Origin of the sequence: Geodermatophilus sp. CPCC 205761 (genome assembly GCF_051383655.1) — a bacterium.
GTDB lineage: Bacteria > Actinomycetota > Actinomycetes > Mycobacteriales > Geodermatophilaceae > Geodermatophilus.
This window is the reverse complement of the sequence record NZ_JALPKQ010000111.1, coordinates 1-853: the sequence shown is the minus strand read 5'-3', so window position 1 is coordinate 853 and position 853 is coordinate 1. Positions and strand designations below refer to the sequence as shown.

Sequence of the window (853 nt, the reverse complement as noted above, 5' to 3'; positions counted from 1 at the left end):
GGAGAATTGACATGCACTTCCTCGACGATTCCCTGTTCCCCGAGAACCAGGAGAAGCTGGTCATCACCGCGGCCCCCTACGGGCCCGAGTGGGAGCCGGCCGACTTCCCGGAGGACATCCCGCTGACCATGGACCAGCACGTCCAGCAGGCGGTGGACTGCTGGGAGGCCGGCGCCACCGTGCTGCACATCCACGTGCGCGAGCTCGACGGCAAGGGCTCCAAGCGGCTGTCGCAGTTCAACGAGCTGCTGCGCCGCCTGCGGGAGGCCGTGCCGGAGATGATCCTGCAGGTCGGCGGGTCGATCTCGTTCTCCCCGGAGGGTGAGGACGGCGACGCCAAGTGGCTGTCCGACGACACCCGCCACATGCTCGCCGAGCTGGACCCCAAGCCCGACCAGGTGACCATCGCGATCAACACCTCGCAGATGAACATCGTCGAGCTGATGACCGAGTCCGACATCGCGGGCACCTCGTTCCAGCGGCCCGAGCTGTGGGAGGCCTACCGCAACATGGAGGTGCCGGCCGGGCCCGAGTGGGTGGAGGAGCACCTGCGCCGGCTGGTCGCCAACGGCATCCAGCCGCACTTCCAGCTGGCCCACTCCGCGCAGCTGGAGACCGTGGAGCGGCTGGTCCGCCGCGGCGTCTACACCGGCCCGCTGAACATCACCTGGGTGTCCATCGGCGGCGGCTTCGACGGCCCGAACCCCTACACGATGATGGAGTTCATCCGCCGGGTGCCCGACGGCGCGTCGCTGACGCTCGAGAGCATCATGCGCAACGTCCTGCCGATCAACACGATGGCGATCGCGATGGGCCTGCACCCGCGCTGCGGCAACGAGGACACCCTCTGGGG

Annotated in this window: 1 protein-coding gene; it reads left to right on the top strand. The window is 68.5% G+C overall.

The genetic code is table 11. The features are described 5' to 3' along the window. Positions 1 to 11 precede the first annotated feature (11 nt). On the top strand, positions 12 to 853 hold an 842-nt coding region (locus MY526_RS26945; RefSeq protein WP_436705492.1), incomplete at its 3' end, for a 3-keto-5-aminohexanoate cleavage protein.